Here is a 17,848-nt window from a genome sequence, read left to right on the forward strand (position 1 = left end):
CGCTCGCGCGGAGGTCGCGCACATGCTCGAGAACGAGCTCGCGACCGACCTGCCCGCAGAGTTCGCGGTGGTCGCAACCGTGCCGCTGTCCGACTCCGACCGGCGTCTGACGTCGGTGCTGGGTCGGATGCTCGACCCCGACGAGCGCCGGGCCTACGCCGAGTTGCTGGCCGCTGATGTCGACGACCGGGTCGACGACCGGGTCGACGACGACTTCGAACATCTCCCGCTCGACGCCGACGAGGCCGCCCGGCACGACCTCGCCACGCGCATGGCCGCCCAGCTGGAGACGCTGCGCGAGCGCCACCCCGCCGCCCTCCAGCTCGGCTCGGCCGATCGCCGACGCTTCAGCCGCACCGTGGAGCAGGTGTCGCAGGAGATCTACAACCCCGCCCAGCTCGACGTCCTGCGCCGGGTGTCGGCACTGCACCGGGCGGCCCGTGACCGGATGTCCGCCGATCCCGAGGGGTGATCCCGCGGGGCCTTGTCGCACCCGGCGACGGTCGTCGTGTGCGCAGCGGCGGACGTGCGGATGTCGGAGACGGCTGTCGCTCCCGACGATGGCGGGCACCGAAGATCGGACCCACGGCACCGCCGTGCCCCATGCTGGAGCGCGCAGGGAAGGAGCGGACGGGGGCCTCACATGGAGCCGTGGAACCGGGCGATGGACGCCATCGAGGAGCGGCTCGACCGCGAGATCGACCTGCGCGAGGTGGCCGCCACCGCTCTGACGTCGGAATACCAGCTACGCCGGGTGTTCTCGGTGCTGGCCGGGATGCCGCTGTCGGAGTACGTCCGCCGAAGGCGGATGACCGTCGCGGCGGGAGCCGTACGCGACGGCCGGGAGGCCGTGCAGGACATCGCCGTCCGCTTCGGCTACAGCTCGGCCGACGCCTTCTCCCGCGCGTTCCGCGGGGTCCACGGGATCGGACCCGAACAGGCACGACGCCCGGGGGCGGTGCTGAGGTCGCAGCCCCGCCTCTCCTTCCGCCTCACCGTCGAAGGGAGTACGGACATGCAGTACCGCATCGTCGACAAGCCGGCGTTCCGGTTGGTGGGCCGCAGGACCCGCTCCACGGTCGCGCACGAGGGCATCAATCCCGACGCCGACCGACTCGTCCGGTCGCTGCCGGACTCCGACCGGGATCTGTTCGACGAGCTGTCGGACCAGGAACCGCACGGGGAGGTCTCCGCCTGGGACGACGTCGACGGTTCCGGCACCGCCGGGGGAGCCGTCGCCGACTACTACGTCGGCGCGGCCACGAGCCGGACCGCGCCCGACGGGTACGACGTGCTGGAGATCGCGGCACACTCCTGGGCGGTGTTCACCGCGTCCGGGCGTTTCCCGCGGGTCCTGGAATCCCTCTGGCGGGCGGTCGGGGCCGAATGGCTGCCCGCCAACCCCTACCGGCTCGTCGCCGCACCGTCCCTGGTCCGCGCGGTCGACCACGGCGAGGAGGGCGTGCGTACCGACGTCGAGCTCTGGCTGGCCGTCGGGCCCACGGCCTGAACCCCCGGATCGGGGTCACACCACGTCGTCCCGCGCGAGCAGGACCGGGACGACGGCGAGCGAGACCAGCGCCACCGCGGACCACAGCGGTCCGGCTGCCGACCACGCCAGCGGCCATCCGGTCCCGGCGAGCGCGGCGGTCGTCATCCACCCGGCGGCGAGCACCGGGGCACCGACGGTGAGCAGCCTGCGGCCGTGCGCGTCGGCGTACCGGCCCGCCAGCGCAACGCCGAGGACCGCGCCCACCCCGAACACCCCGAGGCCGGCCGGGACCGCCGACAGCGGGAGTGCGGCGGCACCGGTCAGCACCGGACCGAGGTAGACGTACACCGCGAACGTGCCTCCGTCGACGAGCGCCCCCACCAGCATGGTCAGCAGCGCCCGGCGGCAGAGCAGGACCGGCAGTGCCCGGGTCGGCCGGATCCCGCCCACCCGGTCGCCGTCACGGGTGGGCGGTACCCGGAGCAGTATTCCGGCGAGTCCCACGGCGGCGAGCGCCGCGACCGTCCAGAACGTCGACCGCCACCCGAGCGCCTGCCCGAGCAGTGCACCGCCGGGCACCCCCGCCACCAGGGCGAGGGTGAGGGCGACCGCGAGGAAGCCCGCGTTCGCGAACGCGGCCAGCTCCCGGGTCACGGCGAGGCGCTCCACAAGGAACGGGCACACCTGCACGGCACACCCGGGACGGACGGGACCGGAACCGGTCACGACCGTACGCGGCCCACTGCGCGCCGCCCGGGAGCGGGCACGACGGGGCTGCGCCACCGGGGTGAACCGGTGGCTACCGCCTGCTCGCCTCGGGGCTGCCCATGCCGCGACCGTACACGGCACCGGACACCGACCCGCGCTCCACGGCTCCCCGTATCGACCGCGCGCGGCCGTCCGGCAAAGCGGCCGTCCCGGGAAAACCGGTCGGCGCGGTCGCGATGCCCGGCTACCGTCGCCGTCGATCCGAGGAGCTGAGTTCATGACCGTCCTGCCCCGATCGACGTCCGTCGATCACACGTCGCACCCGTCCGTCACCCTCGACGTGAGGCAGTACACCCACGATGGATCTCCACCGCAGCTTCGTCATTCGTGAGTCCGGATCGCGGATCATCAACCCGCTCGACCCCGGCAGGCTCGCCGGTCTCGGCCGCGCCCTGCGGCTCCCACCGGGCACGTCCGTGCTCGACCTCGCCTGTGGCAAGGGCGAGATGCTCTGCACCTGGGCCCGTGAACTCGGGTTCACCGGCACCGGTGTCGACCTGAGCACGGCGTTCGTCGCGGACGCCCGGGACCGGGCCCGCGAGCTCGGCGTCGCCGACCGGGTCTCCTTCGTCCACGGCGATGCGGCGGGACACGTCGCAACCGAGCCGGTGGACGTCGCCGCCTGCGTCGGCGCGAGCTGGATCGGCGGCGCGGGCAGCTGGCAGGCCCGGGTCGACGGCACGCTCGCGCTGCTCGGGCGCAGCCTCCGGACGGGCGGCACGCTCCTGATCGGCGAGCCCTGGTGGCGGCGCACACCGCCGGACCGGGAGACGGTCGAGGCCTGCCACGCCTCGTCCCCGGACGATTTCCCCGACCTGCCCGCGCTGCTCGACCGGTTCGACGACCTCGGGTTCGACCTGGTAGAGACGGTCCAGGCCGGCCCGGACAGCTGGGACCGCTACGCCGCGCCGCAGTGGCTGGCGCTGCGCCGATGGCTCGACGAGCACCCCGGCGACGAGCTCGCCGACGGGCTCCGGGCCGAACTCCGGGTGGCGCCCCGGCGGCACTTGCTGCACCAGCGCGAGTTCCTCGGCTGGGGCGTGTTCGCGCTGATGCTCCGCTGAGCGGGGGCGGGCGCCGGGGTCACCGACCGGTGACGCCTGCGCCCGGCCCGCCGGTCACGGCCCGTCCGCCGCCTGCAGCCCCCCGGCCGGCAGCCGGTCGGCACCCCAGCTCCGCTGGATGTACCCGATGATCCGCTCGACGTCGGCGGCGGGCACCTTCTCCGGCTCACCGCGCTCCAGCGGGTCCACGTGGAAGATGTAGAGCCGCGACGCGAACTGGTCGAACGGCAGCGACGCCTCGCCGAAGCGCTCGCCGTTGCCCGCCGTCCCGACGACGACGCCGTCGCCCCAGTCCTGCCCGCTGTCGTTGTTCGGGTTGTAGAAGTACACCCGCATCACGTCCTGCGGATCGGGGGCGACGCGCAGGATGGTGATCGCGTGCCAGCCCACGTAGCGGGCGGCGCTGTCGGTGACGGCGACACCGGCCGGCTGCGGGTGGATCAGCGGCTGCCCCCCGTTGTACGACGGGTGGTAGCCGGCGTGGAAGGTCCGCAGGAAGTCGTCGAGATCGATCAGGTTCCCCGTCTCGACGTCGACGTTGATGTGGAAGCCGCGGGCGGCCCACCAGCCGTGGAACTCGGGGTTCACCCAGCGGTGCGGGTCGCCCGGGCGGCCGGCGCAGCGCCGCCCCATTTCGGCGTAGATCCGGTCCAGGTGCGGCACGACCAGCAGCGAGACCGGGTCGAGATCGATCGGCATCGCCGTCGCGACTCCGCTGAGGCTCTCCTGCGAGGAGATCGGCTGCCCCTCGAAGTGCATGATGATCTCGTCGTCGCGGGCCGCCCAGACGACCATCTGCAGCAGGTAGTCCGGGTCGTTGTAGGCCCACATCGACAGCGCCCGCGCCGACTGGCAGGTCGGGTTGTCGCCCTGCCCGATGCCCAGCGGCTGGCCGAGCATCGACAGCACCCCGGCGAGCAGCCGGGCCTCCGGCCCGGGCTCGGTGCCGAACGCCTCGGCGAGCCGCTCGTGCGCGACCGGCGCCAGCTCCAGCGCGATCTGGCGCCACAGCGCGGGCACCACCGGCGGCTCGTAGAGGATGCCGCGGTCGAGCAGCAGCGCGAGCCCGTAGATGCACTGCGCGGTCTGCGGGGTGACCGCGACCTCGATCAGCCGGTGCACCAGGTCGCGGTAGCGGAGCAGGCAGTTCTTGCCGGTGTCGGACAGCCCGAGCGCCTCGGCGATCAGGTAGTCGCTCTCGTGCCGCAGGAACTGCAGCAGCTCGGCGTGGTACGACGACACCAGGCCGGTGTCGTGCATCGCCCGCGCGAACCCGGACGCCTCGTACTGCAGGCCGCCGGTGTCCATCGCCTCCAGCCGGGACCGGAAGACCTCCAGGCCCGGGTCCTCGCGGCAGGCCTCGGTCGTCCCGAACAGGCTGGTGACCAGCCGGTCGATCCCGTTGCCCGACGACGTGCCGAGATCGACGTCCGGATCGCCGCGGTAGACCGCGATCCGGGTGAGCAGCGACTTCACCTGGTCGACCTGGATGGGCCGCTGGCGCAGGATCCGCCAGATCTCGTCGACCAGCTTGTCCAGTACGCTGTCGTAGCCGATCTCCTCGGCGACGTGCCGGAACAGATCCCGGATGAGCTGCGCGGTCCGGCCCTGCCGGGTCCGCTCCGCCTCGCTCGGCGGCGTGAACAGCAGCTCCAGGTTCATCGCGAGTACCTGGGACAGGAACTCGTGGGCGTCCTCGGCGGACATCGTGGGGTGCACGTACTCGCCGCGGGCCACCGCCAGCATGCGCAGCTCGCTGGTCGCCTCCATGACGACCGTGTCGGCGTCCCCGGAGTGCAGCCCCGGCCCGACGAACGACGGGACCAGGATCTCCGGCGACGCCCAGTCGGTGCCGAGGAACAGCCCGGCCTCCTCGAGGGCCTGCGCCCGGGCCTGGACCCCGGCGGCACCGCCCGGCTGCAGCAGCACGCGCCGCAGCTGCTCGAGGACCCGCCGGAGCTTCGTGGGCTTGCCGAAGTCCGGGGTCTGGGCCAGGGCCCGGGTGGCGTCGTCGAGCGAGGCCAGGCGCTTGTCCAGCACCGTGGCCCCGCCCGGGACGTCGGCGATCGGTTTCAAAGGCTTCCTCAGACGTAGAAGTCGAGTTCTTCCTGCTTCTTCAACAGCTCACGCATGCGGTACGGGTCGTCGCCGAAGAAGTACAGCAGACCCCAGTGGGTGCCGAAGGCGGTCCGCTTGGTGACGGTCTCCTCCAGCGGGGCCGAGAGGTCGTGCGACTCGTAGTAGTCGTCGTCCTCGGTCTCCTCCGGGATCTGCAGGTCGCTGACGACCCGCCGCCGCGGGTAGACACCGAAGCAGCCGGCGACGCCCGACGCGTCCTCGACCTCCTTCGGGAAGAAGGCGTCGATCTCCTCCTCGGTGGTCTTCGGATCGAAGGCCAGCACGAGAGCCTGGTACGCGTTGAACCCGTATGCCCGCTCCAGCAGCTCGAAAACCTTGAAGCCCGGTGGCCGGTAGGCGACCTCGCCGAAGTACATCTCGCCGTCGGAGGTGACGAAGTACTCCGGGTGCACGAACCCGAACTCGATGTCGAAGGTCTTGATCAGCTTCTCGATCTGGGCCGTGATCGCCGGCCGGTACCGCTCCAGCTCGGGGGTGGCCGGGACGAACACGGAGTAGCCGAGCGTGACGTACTCCGAGATGTTCAGAAACTTGATCTTGCCCTTGTGCACCCATGCCTCGACGGCGAACTCCCAGCCGTCCAGGTGCGACTCCATCAGGACCGGGAACTCCTCGTCCGGGATGGTGTCGACCTCGTCCGGTGTGCGGATCACCCGGTGCCCGAGGCAGCCGGCCTTGTCGAACGCCTTGAGGTGGATCGGGTCGTTCGGGTCACCGTCGAGCTTGAGCAGCGTCTGGTTGACCCGCTTGAGGAAGCGGATGACGTCGTCGCGGTCGTGGGCCTCCTCGAAGATCCCGACCCGGATGCCGCCCAGCTGGGCCCGGCGCTTCATCAGCGCCTTGTCCCGCAGCAGCATCGCCTGACCGAACAGGCGCGGATTGTCGAGCAGCACCGAATTGATCGCGCCGGCCCATTCGACGGTTTCCTCGAACAGCGGGATCGCGACGTCGACCTGCATTTCCTGCAGGGTCTCGGCGATCTCCATCGAACGGTCGTTGAGCCGCTCGAAGTTCCAGGGCACGTACGGGATGTCGTGCTCCTGGCAGTATTCCTCGGCCCAGTCCGGGGCGACGACGACGTACCTGCGGTCGAACCGGGCCAGCGCCTCGACCGCGTTCAGACTCCAGCCGAGGAGCGCCACGAAACCCTTTTCTGGATTCTTTCCGACCGGCTCGGCCTGAGGCATACAGCAATTCCTCCTGGTTCAGCGAATTCACGTCCACATATTTCGATCACCCCGACCATACCTGGCACCGGATTTTCTCGTGGATCGTGGCGTCGCTCAGGGGCGGCCGGCCCGCTCCTCGGCGCACCGCACGAGCCGCCGCAGCCGGCCCGCGACGGTGTCCTTCGACAGCGGCGGATCGGCCAGCGTGCCGAGCCGGGACAGCGACAACGTGGCGTGCTCGATCCGCAGCAGCCCGGCGGCGCGCAGCAGCGGCGGGGCGTCCGGGCCCAGCACGTCGAGGGCCCACCGGACCCGGGCCGCGGTCCGGTCGGCGGCCTCCGCGCTGCGCCGCGCGTTCACCGTCTCCAGCATCGGGTTCGGCGCGGCCGAGGGCTCCCGCTCCGGGACCCGGGCGCAGCGCAGCAGCAGGTCGGCGACGCCGGGCGCCCCGGTCGCGCGCAGCAGCGCGTCGATGCTGCCGGGATCGCGGATCAGCACCCGGTGCCCGCCCGCGGTCTCCTGCCCGGTGGCGAGCGCGCCGAGCGCGCGGGCGGCGCCGACCAGCGCGAGCGCGACGGCCGGCCCCGGGCATGTCACCAGCAGCCGGACCCGGCCCGACGAGCGGGCGATCCGGCCGCGGGCGAGCAGCGCGCCGCGCCAGATCCCGGCCGCGACGGTCGCCCCGCCCGCGACGACGGCGGGCGGGAGCCCGTGCACCGGCCGGCCGAGCCGGTCCACCAGCCCGGTCGCCCTGGCCAGGTCGGAGCCCCTCGACGTCATCCTGACGAGATAGCGCTGGGGGCGGCCGCCCGCGGTCACCACGTCGCCGCGGCCGCAGGTGCGGCCGTAGAGCTCGGTCAGGTCCCGGCGCAGCCGGACGGCGGGCTCGGGGGTGTCGAACTCGGCACGGACGACGGTGCGGCCGCCCGCCGTGGTCACCTCGCCGGCCAGTCGCAGCTGGGTGGCGACGCCGGCGTGCCGGACCGCCGGCCGGTCGTCGCGGACCGCACCGAGCTCGCGGTGCAACTCCGCCGTGAGGCGCTCGGGATCGAACACAGGCCCTCCTGCAGGTGCGCACGAGGGCGGGGTGGGATCACACGTCCCCCGAGGGTGATCCCACCCCGCCGGCCGGACGGGGCGGTGGGACAGCCCCGTCGTGGTCGTGGTCAGGCCCCGTCGGGGGCGGCGTGCATCGGACAGCGCGGATCGACGCACGGGTCCTCGACCGCGCCCGAGCGGTACGCCGCGTTGGCCAGCACCGAACACAGGCAGCCGCGGGCCTTCGCCCGCGGTCCGCCCGGCGCCAGGTCGTCCGGACCGCCCGGTTTCGGACGTTCCGCCTCCCGGTCGCTCGTCCCCTCGATCATGGATCCCCCTCCGCACGCGATGCGCCGGCCTCCCGCGCGGGAGGACCGAGTGCATGTACACGCAGTAATCAACCGGCTTGCGATAGTTGCGCACCGTGCCGACCGGGCGGGAGATTACTCTATACGCGGAGTAACGACTATTTCGGACCACTGGCCGTCGGGAGTGGTGCATCCGGGTCGAGCACCAGGCCGTGCTGGCGCGCGATGCCGTCGATCTGCGCCCAGATCAGCACCGTCAGGTGCTCGGTGACCACATCCCGCTTCATCGTCCGGTGCACCAGCCACCACTCCGCGGTCGCCTGGACCGCGCCGACCAGCGACTGCCCCCACACCTGGACCAGCTCGGGCTCCTCGAACCCGAGCGAGCCCAGGTAGTCGGCCAGCAGCCCGGTCAGCGCGCCGGAGACGAACTCCCGGCCGGCGTCGACGACGTCGCCGCCCTGCCCCGGCAGCCGCCGCCGGAACAGCAGGTGGACGTTCGGCGAGTCGTCGAGGAACCCGACGAACGCGCCGACCGACGCCCGGATCCGCGGCCGGATCGCGCCGTCGTCGTAGAGTGCCGGCATCAGCCGTTCCATCAGCAGGTTCGTCGCCCGCTCGGCCATCGCGTCCAGCAGCGCCGCCCGGTCCCCGAAGTGCCGGTAGATCACCGGCTTGGTCACCCCGGCCTCCAGCGCCACCTGGTCCAGGCCCAGGTCCCGGCCCTCCCGGCCCAGCACCAGCAGCGCCGCGTCCACCACCTGCTCCCGCCGGCGGGCGCGATGGGCGTCCCAGCGGGTGCTCCGGCCGTCGGCCGGCCGCTCCGCACCGGGGCCGTTCGCATGGCGATCGGGGGACACGGTCGCGATGATCCTCCTTCGGAGCGGCTCCGCACGCCCCCGGACGGACCCGATCGGGCGCGATCACCGGGAGTGGATCACGTCCCGGGCCCGGGTGCCCACCCGGTCCGGACGGCGGGCCGGCCGCCGACCACGATGCGAGGAGGCGCGATGCGACGGGTGCTCTGCCGGGAGTTCGCCGATCCGGAACAGCTGACCGTCGTCGAGGAGCCGGATCCGGTCCCCGGCCCGGGTGAGGTGCTCGTCGAGGTCGAGGCGGCCGCGGTCAGCTTCGTCGACGGCCTGATCGCCCGCGGCGGCTACCAGCTGCGGCCGCCGCTGCCGTTCACCCCGGGCAGCGCGGTCGCCGGGCGGGCCGGCGGCGACCGGGTGCTCGCGCTGCTGCCCTCGTTCGGCGGGTTCGCCTCGCACCTGCTCGCCGATCCGGACCGGCTGGTGCCGGTGCCGGACGGGGTGGACCTCCGGATCGCCGCGTCGTCGGCGGAGAACTACGGCACCATCGCGTTCGCCCTGCAGCACCGGGTCGCCGTCCGGCCCGGCGAGTGGGTCGTCGTGCTCGGCGCGGCCGGCGCGATCGGGCTGGCCGCGGTCGACTGCGCCCGGGCCGCCGGGGCCCGGGTGCTCGCCGTCGCCTCGGACGACGCGAAGCGGGCCGCCGCGCTCGCCGCGGGCGCGCAGGCCGCCACCGGGTACGACGACCTGAAGACCGCGATCCGCGAGCACACCGGCGGCGGCGCGGACGTCGTCGTCGACCCGGTCGGCGGCCCAGCCGCGGAGGCGGCGCTGCGCGCGCTGGGGCCCGGCGGGCGGTTCTGCGTGCTCGGCTTCACCTCCGGGGAGATCCCGCGGCTGCCGGCCAACGTGGTGCTGCTGCGCAACCGGACCGTGGTCGGCGTCGACTGGGGCGACTGGTCGCGCTCCGACCCGGCCGCCGCCCGCGACCTGGCCGCCGACGTGCTGCGCCGGATCGCGGCCGGCGAGCTGCACCCGCCGGAGCCGGCCGGGCTCCCGCTCACCGGGGCCGGCACCGCGACCCGCGCCCACGCCGAGCGCACTGCCGTCGGGAAGTACGTGCTGATCCCCTGATCCCGGCGGGCCCGCACCTGGCCGGGACCGGGCACCCACGGGCATCATGGACGTGGTGAACGAACCGGTGCATCCCGACCAGGTCCGGATCTCCGACGCCGACCGGCAGGCGATGGCCGACCGGCTGCGCACCGCGCACGACGACGGCTTCATCGACCTCACCGAGTTCGACGAGCGGATCGCCGAGGTGTGGCGGATGCGCACCCGCGGCGAGCTGGGCCGGGTCACCCGCGACCTGCCCCCGCCGCAGCGCCGGCGCAGCGACGGGCTGGTCTTCGCCGACTCGCCCGGCGGCGTCGCGATGAAGGTGCTGGCCGTCATCTGGCTGTGCCTGACCGCGGTGGCCGTGTCCGGCTGGGGGATCATCGCGCTCACCGCCGGCGTCGAGTACCCGTGGTTCCTGTGGGTGTCCGGCCCTCCCGGGGCGGTCCTGCTGACGCTGTGGCTGACCGGGGCCGGCCGGCCCCGGCGCGGCAGCCGGTAGACGATCCGACCGTCCACCGCCGGATGAACGGCCGGTGTACGGACGTTCATCCGGACCCGATACGTTTCCGATCATGGGACACCGCGAGGAGCTGCTGGACGGGGCCGCGCAGTGCCTCTACGAGAAGGGCTTCGGCCGCACGACCGCCCGCGACGTCGTCGCCGCGTCGGGCACGAACCTCGCCTCCATCGGCTACCACTTCGGGTCCAAGGACGCGCTGCTCGTCGAGGCGCTGCTGCGCGCCACCGCCGCCTGGGGCGAGGAGCTGGACCGGGCGCTGGCCGAGCCCGGGCCCGAGCCGGGTCATCCGGACCGGGTCGAGAGCACCTGGAGCCGGGTGGTCGGGCTGTTCACCACCCAGCGCCGGCTGTGGTCCACCCACGTCGAGGCACTCGCCCAGGCGGAGCGGCTGCCCGAGCTGCGGGCCCGGCTCGCCGAGGCCCAGCGCGAGGTGCGCGAGGGCCTGGCGCTGACCTTCCACACGGTGTCCGAGGAGGACCCGGCGGCCGCCGACCGGCGGGTGCACGTGCTCGGCGCCGTCTACCAGGCGCTGCTCACCGGTGTGATGGTGCAGTGGCTGCTCGACCCCGACACCGCGCCGACCGGCGCCGACATCGCCGAGGGCCTGCGCGCCATCGCCGAGCGCGCCGACGAGCTGGTCTGACCCGCACCGGCCACCCGGCCGCTCAGTGCCGGGGCTGCACCCGGCCGATGATCGTCCCGCCGCGGTCCTCGCCGGGCTCGGTGACCCGCACCGACAGCGTGCCGAGCGCGATGAACCGGACCGTCACGGTGCCGCCCGCCGTCACGTCGACCCGGCGCCCCTGCTCGGGGATCAGCACCCGGCGGGCCACGTCGCTGCCGACGGTGAGCACCACCGTCGTCCCGCGCGGGACGACCACCGTCGGTACCGCCTCGACCGGCTCGGTGGAGCGGTGGTCGAACCGGACGGGGGTCATCCCGTCGGCGCCGGCGGTCGCGACCGTCGTCGGCCCGGCCGGCCCCGCACCGGCCACCGGCACGCCGCAGGCCGTGGCCGCGACCAGCACCCCGGCGAGCATCAACCCGGCCGCCCTCCGCATGACCTCATGCTGCCGCAAGGGGCGTTGCGACCCCCTCCCGGCACACCCGATCGTGGCGTTCGGCACCATCGCGTGGTGACCTCCCATCCCGCCGCTCCGGTCCCCGCGACCCTCTTCGACGACGAGCGCGAACAGCGCTGGCGTTCCCGGTTCACCGCGGTGCGGATGTCGAGGCCGTCCTGGGCGGAGGACGCGCCGGACCGCACCGTCTACGTCTCCAACGCGACCGGCACCTTCGAGATCCACGCCTGGGACCGCGGCACCGGTGAGCACCGGCAGGTGACCGACCGCCGCAACGGCACGACGTCGGCGGTGCTGCCGCCGGACGGCGCGCAGGTGTGGTGGTTCGCCGACACCGACGGCGACGAGTTCGGGCACTGGGTCGCCCAGCCCTACGACGCCGTGCCCGGCGCGCCCACCGGGCCCGCCGTACCCGGGGCCGGCGACGGTTACCCGGCCGGACTGCAGATCGGGCGGCGCCGGACCGCGGTCGGTGTCTCCACCGACGACGGCACCACCCTGCTCGTGCACGAGCGCGGCGCCGCCGACGAGGCCCGGATCGTCTACCGGCACACCGAGGACGCCGCCGTCGGCGCGCTGTCCGAGGACGAGACGCTGCTCGCGATCTCGCACTCCGAGCACGGCGACTCCCGGCATCCGTCGCTGCGGGTGCTCGATCTCGACGGCGGGGACACCGTCGCCGAGCTGCACGACGGCCCCGGCCGCGGCCTGGACGCGCTGGAGTTCTCGCCGGTCACCGGGGACCAGCGGCTGCTCGTCGGGCACGAGCGCCGCGGCCGCGACGAGCTGCTGATCTGGAACCCGGTCACCGGCGAGGTCACCGAGCTCGCGATCGACCTGCCGGGTGAGCTCGTCGGCGGCTTCTACCCGGACGCCTCGGCGCTGCTGGTCGCACACACGCACGCCGCCCGCACCCGGCTGCACCGCTACGACCTGGGCAGCGGCGAGCTCACCGAGCTGCCCACGGCGCCCGGCTGCGTCGGTTCCGCCGACGTCCGCCGGGACGGCTCGGTCGAGTACTCGTCGTCGTCGGCGGCGACCCCGTCGCAGATCCGGGTGCTCCGCCCGGACGGCACCGACGACGTGCTCCTCACCCCGCCGGGCGAGCGCCCGCCGGGCTCGCTGCCGGTCCGCGATGTGTGGGCCGACGGGCCGGGCGGCGCCGTGCACGCGCTGGTCACGGTCGCCCCCGGGACCGGCGGGCGTCCGGCACCTGCGGTGTTCGTGCTGCACGGCGGCCCGCACGCGGCCGACGAGGACCGGTTCGACGCCGGCCGGGCGACCTGGGTGGACGCCGGGTTCACCGTCGTCGAGGTCAACTACCGCGGCTCCACCGGCTACGGCTCGGCATGGCGGGACGCGATCGAGGGGCGGCCCGGGCTGACCGAGCTCGCCGACGTCGCCGCGGTGCAGGACGCGCTGGTCGCCGACGGCACCGTCGATCCGGACCGGTGCGCCGTCGACGGCTGGTCCTGGGGCGGCTACCTGGCGCTGCTGGCCGCCGGGACCCAGCCGCAGCGGTGGGCGGCGGCCGTCGCCGGGGTGCCGGTGGCCGACTACGTCGCCGCCTACGCCGACGAGATGGAGCAGCTGCGCGCGTTCGACCGGGCGCTGTTCGGCGGCTCCCCGGACGAGCTGCCCGACCTCTACCGGGAGACGTCGCCGCTGACCTACGTCGACGACGTCCGGGTGCCGGTGCTGGTGCTGGCCGGCGAGAACGACCCGCGCTGCCCGATCCGGCAGATCGACAACTACCTCGACGCGCTGGCCGCGCGGGCCGCCCGCGGCGAGCCGGTCGCCTACGAGGTCAGCCGGTTCGACGCCGGGCACGGCTCGCTGGTCGTGTCCGACCAGCTGGACCTGATCGCCACCGAGGTCGACTTCGTCCGGCGGGCGCTCGGCTGATCCGGCGTCCCGGGGGCGCCGCTGCGGGCGCTCCCGGGACCCGGATCACGACCGGGCGTCGAGCAGGGACAGCACGTTCTCCGGCGGCCTGCCCAGCACCGCCCGGTCACCGGAGCGCACCAGCGGACGCTCGATCAGCCGCGGCTCGGCGGCCAGCGCGTCGAGCAGGGTCTCCCGGTCGGCTCCCGTGAGACCCTGCTCGCGGAACGCCGGCTCGCCGGTCCGGGCGAGCGCCAGCGGGTCGTCCGTCCCGAGCTCGGCGAGCACCCGCTCCAGCTCGTCCCGCGACGGCGGGTCGTCCAAGTAGCGGCGGACCACCGGTTCGACGCCGTGTTCCTGCAGGAGCGCGAGGGTGGCGCGGCTCTTCGAACAGCGCGGGTTGTGCCAGATCTCCACGACCCGAGCCTAGGAGGCGCGCACCGCCTGCTCGATCCGGTCGCCGATGTCCTTGTCGACGTTGCGCCAGTACTCGAACGCGCGCTGCAGGATCGGCTCGGACACGCCGTCGGACAGGTGCCCGGCGACGTTGTTCACGAACCGCTCGCGGGCCGCGTCGTCGAACACCTCGCGGACCATCGTCCCGGCCTGGCCCCAGTCGTCGTCCTGCTCGTGCAGCACGTTCGCGGTGCGGACCATGTCTCCGTCGGCGTGCCAGAGCGCCTCGGCGACCCGCTTCGGGTCGGCCTCCGGCCCGCCGTAGGAGTTCGGCGCGTAGATCGGGTCACGCGAGTTCGTGATCCGCATCGCGCCGTCCTTGGCGTAGTTGTTCACCTCCGAGCGCGGCGCGTTGACCGGGATCTGCTTGTAGTTCACGCCGAGCCGGGCGCGGTGCGCGTCGGCGTAGGAGAAGCCGCGGGCCAGCAGCATCCGGTCCGGCGACAGGCCGGTCCCGGGCACCAGGTTGTTCGGCTCGAACGCGGCCTGCTCCATCTCCGCGTGGTAGTCCTCGACGTTCCGGTCCAGGGTGAGCGTCCCGACCTTGATCAGCGGGTAGTCCGCGTGCGGCCACACCTTGGTCAGGTCGAACGGGTTGAACCGGTAGGTCTTCGCGTCGGCGAACGGCATGACCTGCACGTGCAGCGTCCAGGACGGGTGGTTCCCGGCCTCGATCTGGTCGAACAGGTCGCGCTGGTGGTAGTCGGCGTCGGCGCCGGCGAGGTGGTCGGCCTCCTCCTGGGTCAGGCACTCGACGCCCTGGTCGGTCTTGAAGTGGTACTTCACCCAGAACAGCTCGCCTGCGGCGTTGATCCAGCTGTAGGTGTGGCTGGAGTAGCCGTTCATGTGCCGCCAGGTCTTCGGGACGCCCCGGTCCCCCATCAGCCAGGTGACCTGGTGCGCGGACTCCGGGGAGAGCGTCCAGAAGTCCCACTGCATGTCGTGGTCGCGCAGGTTGTTCGCGACCCGGCGCTTCTGCGAGCGGATGAAGTGCTGGAACTTCATCGGATCGCGGACGAAGAACACCGGCGTGTTGTTGCCGACCATGTCCCAGACGCCCTCGTCGGTCCACAGCTTCAGCGAGAACCCGCGCGGGTCGCGCCAGGTGTCCGGGCTGCCGCGCTCACCGGCCACGGTGGAGAACCGGATGACGCCGCGGGTCTCCGCACCCGGCTGCAGGAAGCCGGCCCGGGTGTAGGCGCTGACGTCCTCGGTGGTCTCGAACCTCAGGAACGCGCCGCCGCCCTTGGCGTGCGGCTGGCGCTCCGGGATGCGCTCCCGGTTGAAGTTCGCCATCTGCTCGATCAGGTAGTGGTCGTTCAGCAGGAGCGGACCGTCCTGGCCGACGGTCAGCGAGTGCTCGTCACTGGCGACCGGGCTGCCGGAATCGGTGGTGGTCGGCTTGGGCTGCGAGCTGGTCACTGCCGGGCCTCCTCGTGGTGGGTGGTGCGTCCCCGGCTGGTTTCCCGTGCCCCCCCCCGAACCAAACAAGTGCCCGCCGGAAACCGCTGGACGGCACGACGCAGGATGGACGGGTGCCCGACGCCGCCCACACAACCGGACCGCCGCGCGCCGGGCTCGGCGCCTTCGCCGACGTCCTGCGCCATCCCGGCGTCCGCGCGGTCACCGCGATCGGGATGGCCGCCCGGATCCCGGCGACGGCCGTGTCGGTCACCCTGACCCTGCACACCGTGCTGACCCTCGGCCATGGCTTCGCCGCCGCCGGGCTGGTCGCGGCGGCCGTCCCGACCGGGATGGCGATCGGCGCCCCGCTGCTCGGCTCGGTCATCGACCGGTACGGGCTGCGCCCGGTGCTGCTGCTGACGATGACCGCCGGGGTGGCGTTCTGGTCGGTCGCCCCGCTGCTCGGCTACGCCGGGCTGCTGGGTGCCGCCTTCGTCGCCGGAGTGCTGACGCTGCCGGTGTTCTCGCTGGTGCGGCAGGTGATCGCGGCGATCGTGCCGGCCGGGCACCGCCGCCCGGCGTTCGCGCTGGACGCGATGTCGGTCGAGATCTCGTACATGACCGGCCCGGCGGCCGGGTCGCTGCTGACGCTGTGGCTGGGCAGCGCGGTCGCGATGCGGGTGGTCGGTGCCGGTTTCGTGCTCGCCGGGCTGGCCCTGTGGTGGCTGAACCCGCCGGTCCGGTCGGACGGCCGCGCCCCCGGCCGGGAACGGCGGCCACCGGTGCGGAGCTGGCTGACCCGCCCGCTGGTCGGCGCGCTGCTCACCGTGTCCGCGGCGGTGCTCGCGATCATGGGCACCGAGTTCGCGTTCATCGCGGCGCTCACCGACGCCGATCAGGTGTGGGCGATCCCGGTCGTGCTGGCCGGGTGGGGCCTGGCGTCGCTGGTCGGCGGCTTCGTCCACGGCGCCGCCCGGCGCGCCGTCCCGCTGCCGCTGCTGCTGGCCGTGCTGGGCCTGGCGACGCTGCCGGCCGCGCTGGCCTGGTCGTGGTGGAGCCTGCTGTTCCTGCTGGTACCCGCCGGCCTGGTGACCGCGCCGACGCTGGCCGCCGGCAGCGACGCGATCGGCGGGCTCGCCCCGGACCGGGTCCGCGGGCTGGTCACCGGCCTGCAGGGCTCGGCGACCATGATCGGGGTCGCCGTCGCCGGGCCGCTGTCCGGGTTCCTGGTCGACGTCGCCTCCCCCGCCGTCGCGATCGTCGTGTGCGGGTCGGTCGCGACCGTGCTCGCCGGTGTCGCCGGGCTGCTGATGCGCGGCAGCGGACGATCGTCCGCCGGGACCGGACGGCCGGGCGGGGACGGCGAACGGCCGATCGCGCAAGCCGGTGGCTGAGAGGCTCCACAGGCGATCGGCGCATCACACCGCCGATCCCGGCAGCGGCACCTCCGGCTCGGGCAGACTTGACTCTCGTGAGCGCGCCGCCCCACCCCGACGCCGAGACCCAGCCGATCCGCCGCGAACGGCCCCGCCGCCGGGTCGGCGCAGTCCGCTGGGCGTTCGCGCTGCTGCTCGCCGCGGGGGCGGCCCTCGCGGTCCTGCCCGACCAGATCGGCCTGGACACCCGCTCGCCGTTCGCACAGGTCATCGCGTTCCGCCCGCTGATGGTGGCCGGGCTGCTGATGCTCGTCGTGCTGGGCGCGCTGATCACCGTGTTCGCCCGCCGGTTCTGGCCGGTGCCGGTGGCCCTGGCGGTGGTGGCGCTGATCGGGGCCGCGCTCGTGCTGCCGCGCACCATCCCGGTCACGACGACGCCCACGGCCGGCGGACCGACGCTGAAGGTGCTCGCGGCCAACGTGTACGAGGGCCGGGCCGACGCCGACTCGCTCGCCGCGCTGATCGAGGCCGAGGACCCGGACGTGGTCTCGATCCCCGAGTCCGGCGCGAACTACGAGTCCGAGCTGGCGCCGCTGCTGGAACCGATGGGCTACCGGACCGCCGCCAGCGTCGGGCCGTGGGAGCGCGACGTCACCGGCAACACGGTGGTCTGGGCCGACCGGCTCGGTGACGTGCGGACCCGGATCGGCGAGGACGCCCGGTTCCCGTACGTGGAGATCACCGGCGGCGGGCTCGGCGAGCTGCGCTTCGTGGCCTTCCACTCGGTCGCCCCGGTGCCGCGCTCGGTCGCGACCTGGCGGTCCGACCTGTCCGAGGTGCAGAAGTGGTGCTCCAGCGGGTCCCCGGCGATCATCGCCGGCGACTTCAACGCCACCCTCGACCACTCGGTCTTCCGGGACACCATCGCCGGCTGCGGCGACGCCGCGGCGCAGACCGGCAACGGGCTGGCCGGCACCTGGCCGACCTGGGCCCCGCAGTGGCTGGGCCCGCAGATCGACCACGTCCTCGCGACCGCACCGATCACCGCGGAGTCGTTCGAGACGCGGCTGGTGCCGGGCTCGGACCACCGCGCGATCGTCGCGACGCTGCGGCTGCCGGCGTCCTGAGCGCAACGGCTCACCGCCACCCGCTTGCCGGTGAGGTCGACGCCCTCCTGCGGCCACAGCGCGGTGTGGTGCGCGGTGCCGCCGATCGAG

Annotated in this window: 18 protein-coding genes; 9 read left to right on the forward strand and 9 right to left on the reverse strand. The window is 73.7% G+C overall.

Features of this window, described 5'->3' with window-relative positions; translation table 11 throughout:
* Positions 1-22 precede the first annotated feature (22 nt).
* Positions 23-472, forward strand: coding sequence for a hypothetical protein (locus ABZ881_RS00440; protein ID WP_358480578.1), 450 nt, complete (start codon positions 23-25; stop codon positions 470-472).
* A gap of 192 nt (positions 473-664) precedes the next feature.
* The gene (locus tag ABZ881_RS00445; RefSeq protein WP_358480579.1) at positions 665-1,510 is read left to right on the forward strand and encodes a helix-turn-helix domain-containing protein; all 846 of its coding nucleotides are present in this window, start codon (positions 665-667) and stop codon (positions 1,508-1,510) included.
* A gap of 15 nt (positions 1,511-1,525) precedes the next feature.
* On the opposite strand, the gene ABZ881_RS00450 is transcribed toward ABZ881_RS00445, so the two are convergent.
* Positions 1,526-2,146 carry an MFS transporter gene (locus tag ABZ881_RS00450; protein ID WP_358480582.1) on the reverse strand — a complete coding sequence of 207 codons (621 nt, stop codon included), beginning with the start codon at positions 2,144-2,146 and terminating at the stop codon, positions 1,526-1,528.
* 413 nt (positions 2,147-2,559) lie between these two features.
* On the opposite strand from ABZ881_RS00450, the gene ABZ881_RS00455 reads away from it, so the two are divergent.
* On the forward strand, positions 2,560-3,324 hold the full coding sequence (locus tag ABZ881_RS00455) for a class I SAM-dependent methyltransferase (protein WP_358480584.1): 765 nt from the start codon (positions 2,560-2,562) through the stop codon (positions 3,322-3,324).
* 54 nt (positions 3,325-3,378) lie between these two features.
* Here the strand turns inward: ABZ881_RS00455 and ABZ881_RS00460 are convergent, their stop codons facing one another.
* The 5 genes from ABZ881_RS00460 to ABZ881_RS00480 all read right to left on the reverse strand — a co-directional run bounded on the left by ABZ881_RS00460 (position 3,379) and on the right by ABZ881_RS00480 (position 8,838).
* Positions 3,379-5,400 carry a hypothetical protein gene (locus tag ABZ881_RS00460; RefSeq protein WP_358480586.1) on the reverse strand — a complete coding sequence of 674 codons (2,022 nt, stop codon included), beginning with the start codon at positions 5,398-5,400 and terminating at the stop codon, positions 3,379-3,381.
* A gap of 8 nt (positions 5,401-5,408) precedes the next feature.
* Positions 5,409-6,650, reverse strand: coding sequence for a carboxylate--amine ligase (locus tag ABZ881_RS00465; RefSeq protein ID WP_344023256.1), 1,242 nt, complete (start codon positions 6,648-6,650; stop codon positions 5,409-5,411).
* Positions 6,651-6,746: 96 nt separating this feature from the next.
* The gene (gene whiA, locus ABZ881_RS00470; protein ID WP_358480587.1) at positions 6,747-7,688 is read right to left on the reverse strand and encodes a DNA-binding protein WhiA; all 942 of its coding nucleotides are present in this window, start codon (positions 7,686-7,688) and stop codon (positions 6,747-6,749) included.
* A 110-nt stretch (positions 7,689-7,798) separates the two neighbouring features.
* Entirely contained in the window at positions 7,799-7,999 is a 201-nt protein-coding gene (locus ABZ881_RS00475) for a hypothetical protein (RefSeq protein ID WP_358480588.1), read from the reverse strand.
* Between the two features lie 137 nt (positions 8,000-8,136).
* Positions 8,137-8,838, reverse strand: a complete 702-nt coding sequence (locus tag ABZ881_RS00480) for a TetR/AcrR family transcriptional regulator (protein WP_344023250.1) — start codon at positions 8,836-8,838, stop codon at positions 8,137-8,139.
* A gap of 150 nt (positions 8,839-8,988) precedes the next feature.
* Here ABZ881_RS00480 and ABZ881_RS00485 point away from each other — a divergent pair, with 150 nt between their 5' ends.
* The 3 genes from ABZ881_RS00485 to ABZ881_RS00495 all read left to right on the forward strand — a co-directional run bounded on the left by ABZ881_RS00485 (position 8,989) and on the right by ABZ881_RS00495 (position 11,072).
* Positions 8,989-9,924 carry an NADPH:quinone oxidoreductase family protein gene (locus ABZ881_RS00485; protein WP_358480591.1) on the forward strand — a complete coding sequence of 312 codons (936 nt, stop codon included), beginning with the start codon at positions 8,989-8,991 and terminating at the stop codon, positions 9,922-9,924.
* A 55-nt stretch (positions 9,925-9,979) separates the two neighbouring features.
* Entirely contained in the window at positions 9,980-10,408 is a 429-nt protein-coding gene (locus ABZ881_RS00490; RefSeq protein ID WP_358480592.1) for a DUF1707 domain-containing protein, read from the forward strand.
* 73 nt (positions 10,409-10,481) lie between these two features.
* Positions 10,482-11,072 carry a TetR/AcrR family transcriptional regulator gene (locus tag ABZ881_RS00495; RefSeq protein ID WP_344023244.1) on the forward strand — a complete coding sequence of 197 codons (591 nt, stop codon included), beginning with the start codon at positions 10,482-10,484 and terminating at the stop codon, positions 11,070-11,072.
* Positions 11,073-11,094: 22 nt separating this feature from the next.
* Here ABZ881_RS00495 and ABZ881_RS00500 read toward each other — a convergent pair whose 3' ends face one another.
* Positions 11,095-11,490 carry a hypothetical protein gene (locus ABZ881_RS00500; protein WP_358480593.1) on the reverse strand — a complete coding sequence of 132 codons (396 nt, stop codon included), beginning with the start codon at positions 11,488-11,490 and terminating at the stop codon, positions 11,095-11,097.
* 75 nt (positions 11,491-11,565) lie between these two features.
* On the opposite strand from ABZ881_RS00500, the gene ABZ881_RS00505 reads away from it, so the two are divergent.
* On the forward strand, positions 11,566-13,416 hold the full coding sequence (locus tag ABZ881_RS00505) for a prolyl oligopeptidase family serine peptidase (RefSeq protein WP_358480595.1): 1,851 nt from the start codon (positions 11,566-11,568) through the stop codon (positions 13,414-13,416).
* A gap of 45 nt (positions 13,417-13,461) precedes the next feature.
* Here the strand turns inward: ABZ881_RS00505 and arsC are convergent, their stop codons facing one another.
* Positions 13,462-13,812: an arsenate reductase (glutaredoxin) gene (gene arsC / locus ABZ881_RS00510; protein ID WP_358480598.1), complete on the reverse strand. Its 351-nt coding sequence runs from the start codon at positions 13,810-13,812 to the stop codon at positions 13,462-13,464.
* Positions 13,813-13,821: 9 nt separating this feature from the next.
* Entirely contained in the window at positions 13,822-15,273 is a 1,452-nt protein-coding gene (locus ABZ881_RS00515; RefSeq protein WP_358480600.1) for a catalase, read from the reverse strand.
* A gap of 113 nt (positions 15,274-15,386) precedes the next feature.
* On the opposite strand from ABZ881_RS00515, the gene ABZ881_RS00520 reads away from it, so the two are divergent.
* Both ABZ881_RS00520 and ABZ881_RS00525 read left to right on the forward strand, forming a co-directional pair.
* Positions 15,387-16,649, forward strand: a complete 1,263-nt coding sequence (locus ABZ881_RS00520; protein ID WP_358480601.1) for an MFS transporter — start codon at positions 15,387-15,389, stop codon at positions 16,647-16,649.
* A 77-nt stretch (positions 16,650-16,726) separates the two neighbouring features.
* Positions 16,727-17,758: an endonuclease/exonuclease/phosphatase family protein gene (locus ABZ881_RS00525; RefSeq protein ID WP_358480603.1), complete on the forward strand. Its 1,032-nt coding sequence runs from the start codon at positions 16,727-16,729 to the stop codon at positions 17,756-17,758.
* The last annotated feature ends 90 nt before the right edge of the window (positions 17,759-17,848 follow it).

Origin of the sequence: Pseudonocardia sp. NPDC046786, from assembly GCF_040645415.1 — a bacterium.
GTDB lineage: Bacteria > Actinomycetota > Actinomycetes > Mycobacteriales > Pseudonocardiaceae > Pseudonocardia > Pseudonocardia kongjuensis.

What these genes read in the sequence shown, in the direction of transcription:
- ABZ881_RS00455 (WP_358480584.1), top strand. Translation starts at nt 2,560, where the DNA reads ATGGATCTCCACCGCAGCTTCGTCATTCGTGAGTCCGGATCGCGGATC.
- ABZ881_RS00495 (WP_344023244.1), top strand. Translation starts at nt 10,482, where the DNA reads ATGGGACACCGCGAGGAGCTGCTGGACGGGGCCGCGCAGTGCCTCTAC.
- ABZ881_RS00485 (WP_358480591.1), top strand. Translation starts at nt 8,989, where the DNA reads ATGCGACGGGTGCTCTGCCGGGAGTTCGCCGATCCGGAACAGCTGACC.
- ABZ881_RS00440 (WP_358480578.1), top strand. Translation starts at nt 23, where the DNA reads ATGCTCGAGAACGAGCTCGCGACCGACCTGCCCGCAGAGTTCGCGGTG.
- ABZ881_RS00500 (WP_358480593.1), bottom strand. Translation starts at nt 11,490, where the DNA reads ATGCGGAGGGCGGCCGGGTTGATGCTCGCCGGGGTGCTGGTCGCGGCC.
- ABZ881_RS00475 (WP_358480588.1), bottom strand. Translation starts at nt 7,999, where the DNA reads ATGATCGAGGGGACGAGCGACCGGGAGGCGGAACGTCCGAAACCGGGC.
- ABZ881_RS00445 (WP_358480579.1), top strand. Translation starts at nt 665, where the DNA reads ATGGACGCCATCGAGGAGCGGCTCGACCGCGAGATCGACCTGCGCGAG.
- ABZ881_RS00465 (WP_344023256.1), bottom strand. Translation starts at nt 6,650, where the DNA reads ATGCCTCAGGCCGAGCCGGTCGGAAAGAATCCAGAAAAGGGTTTCGTG.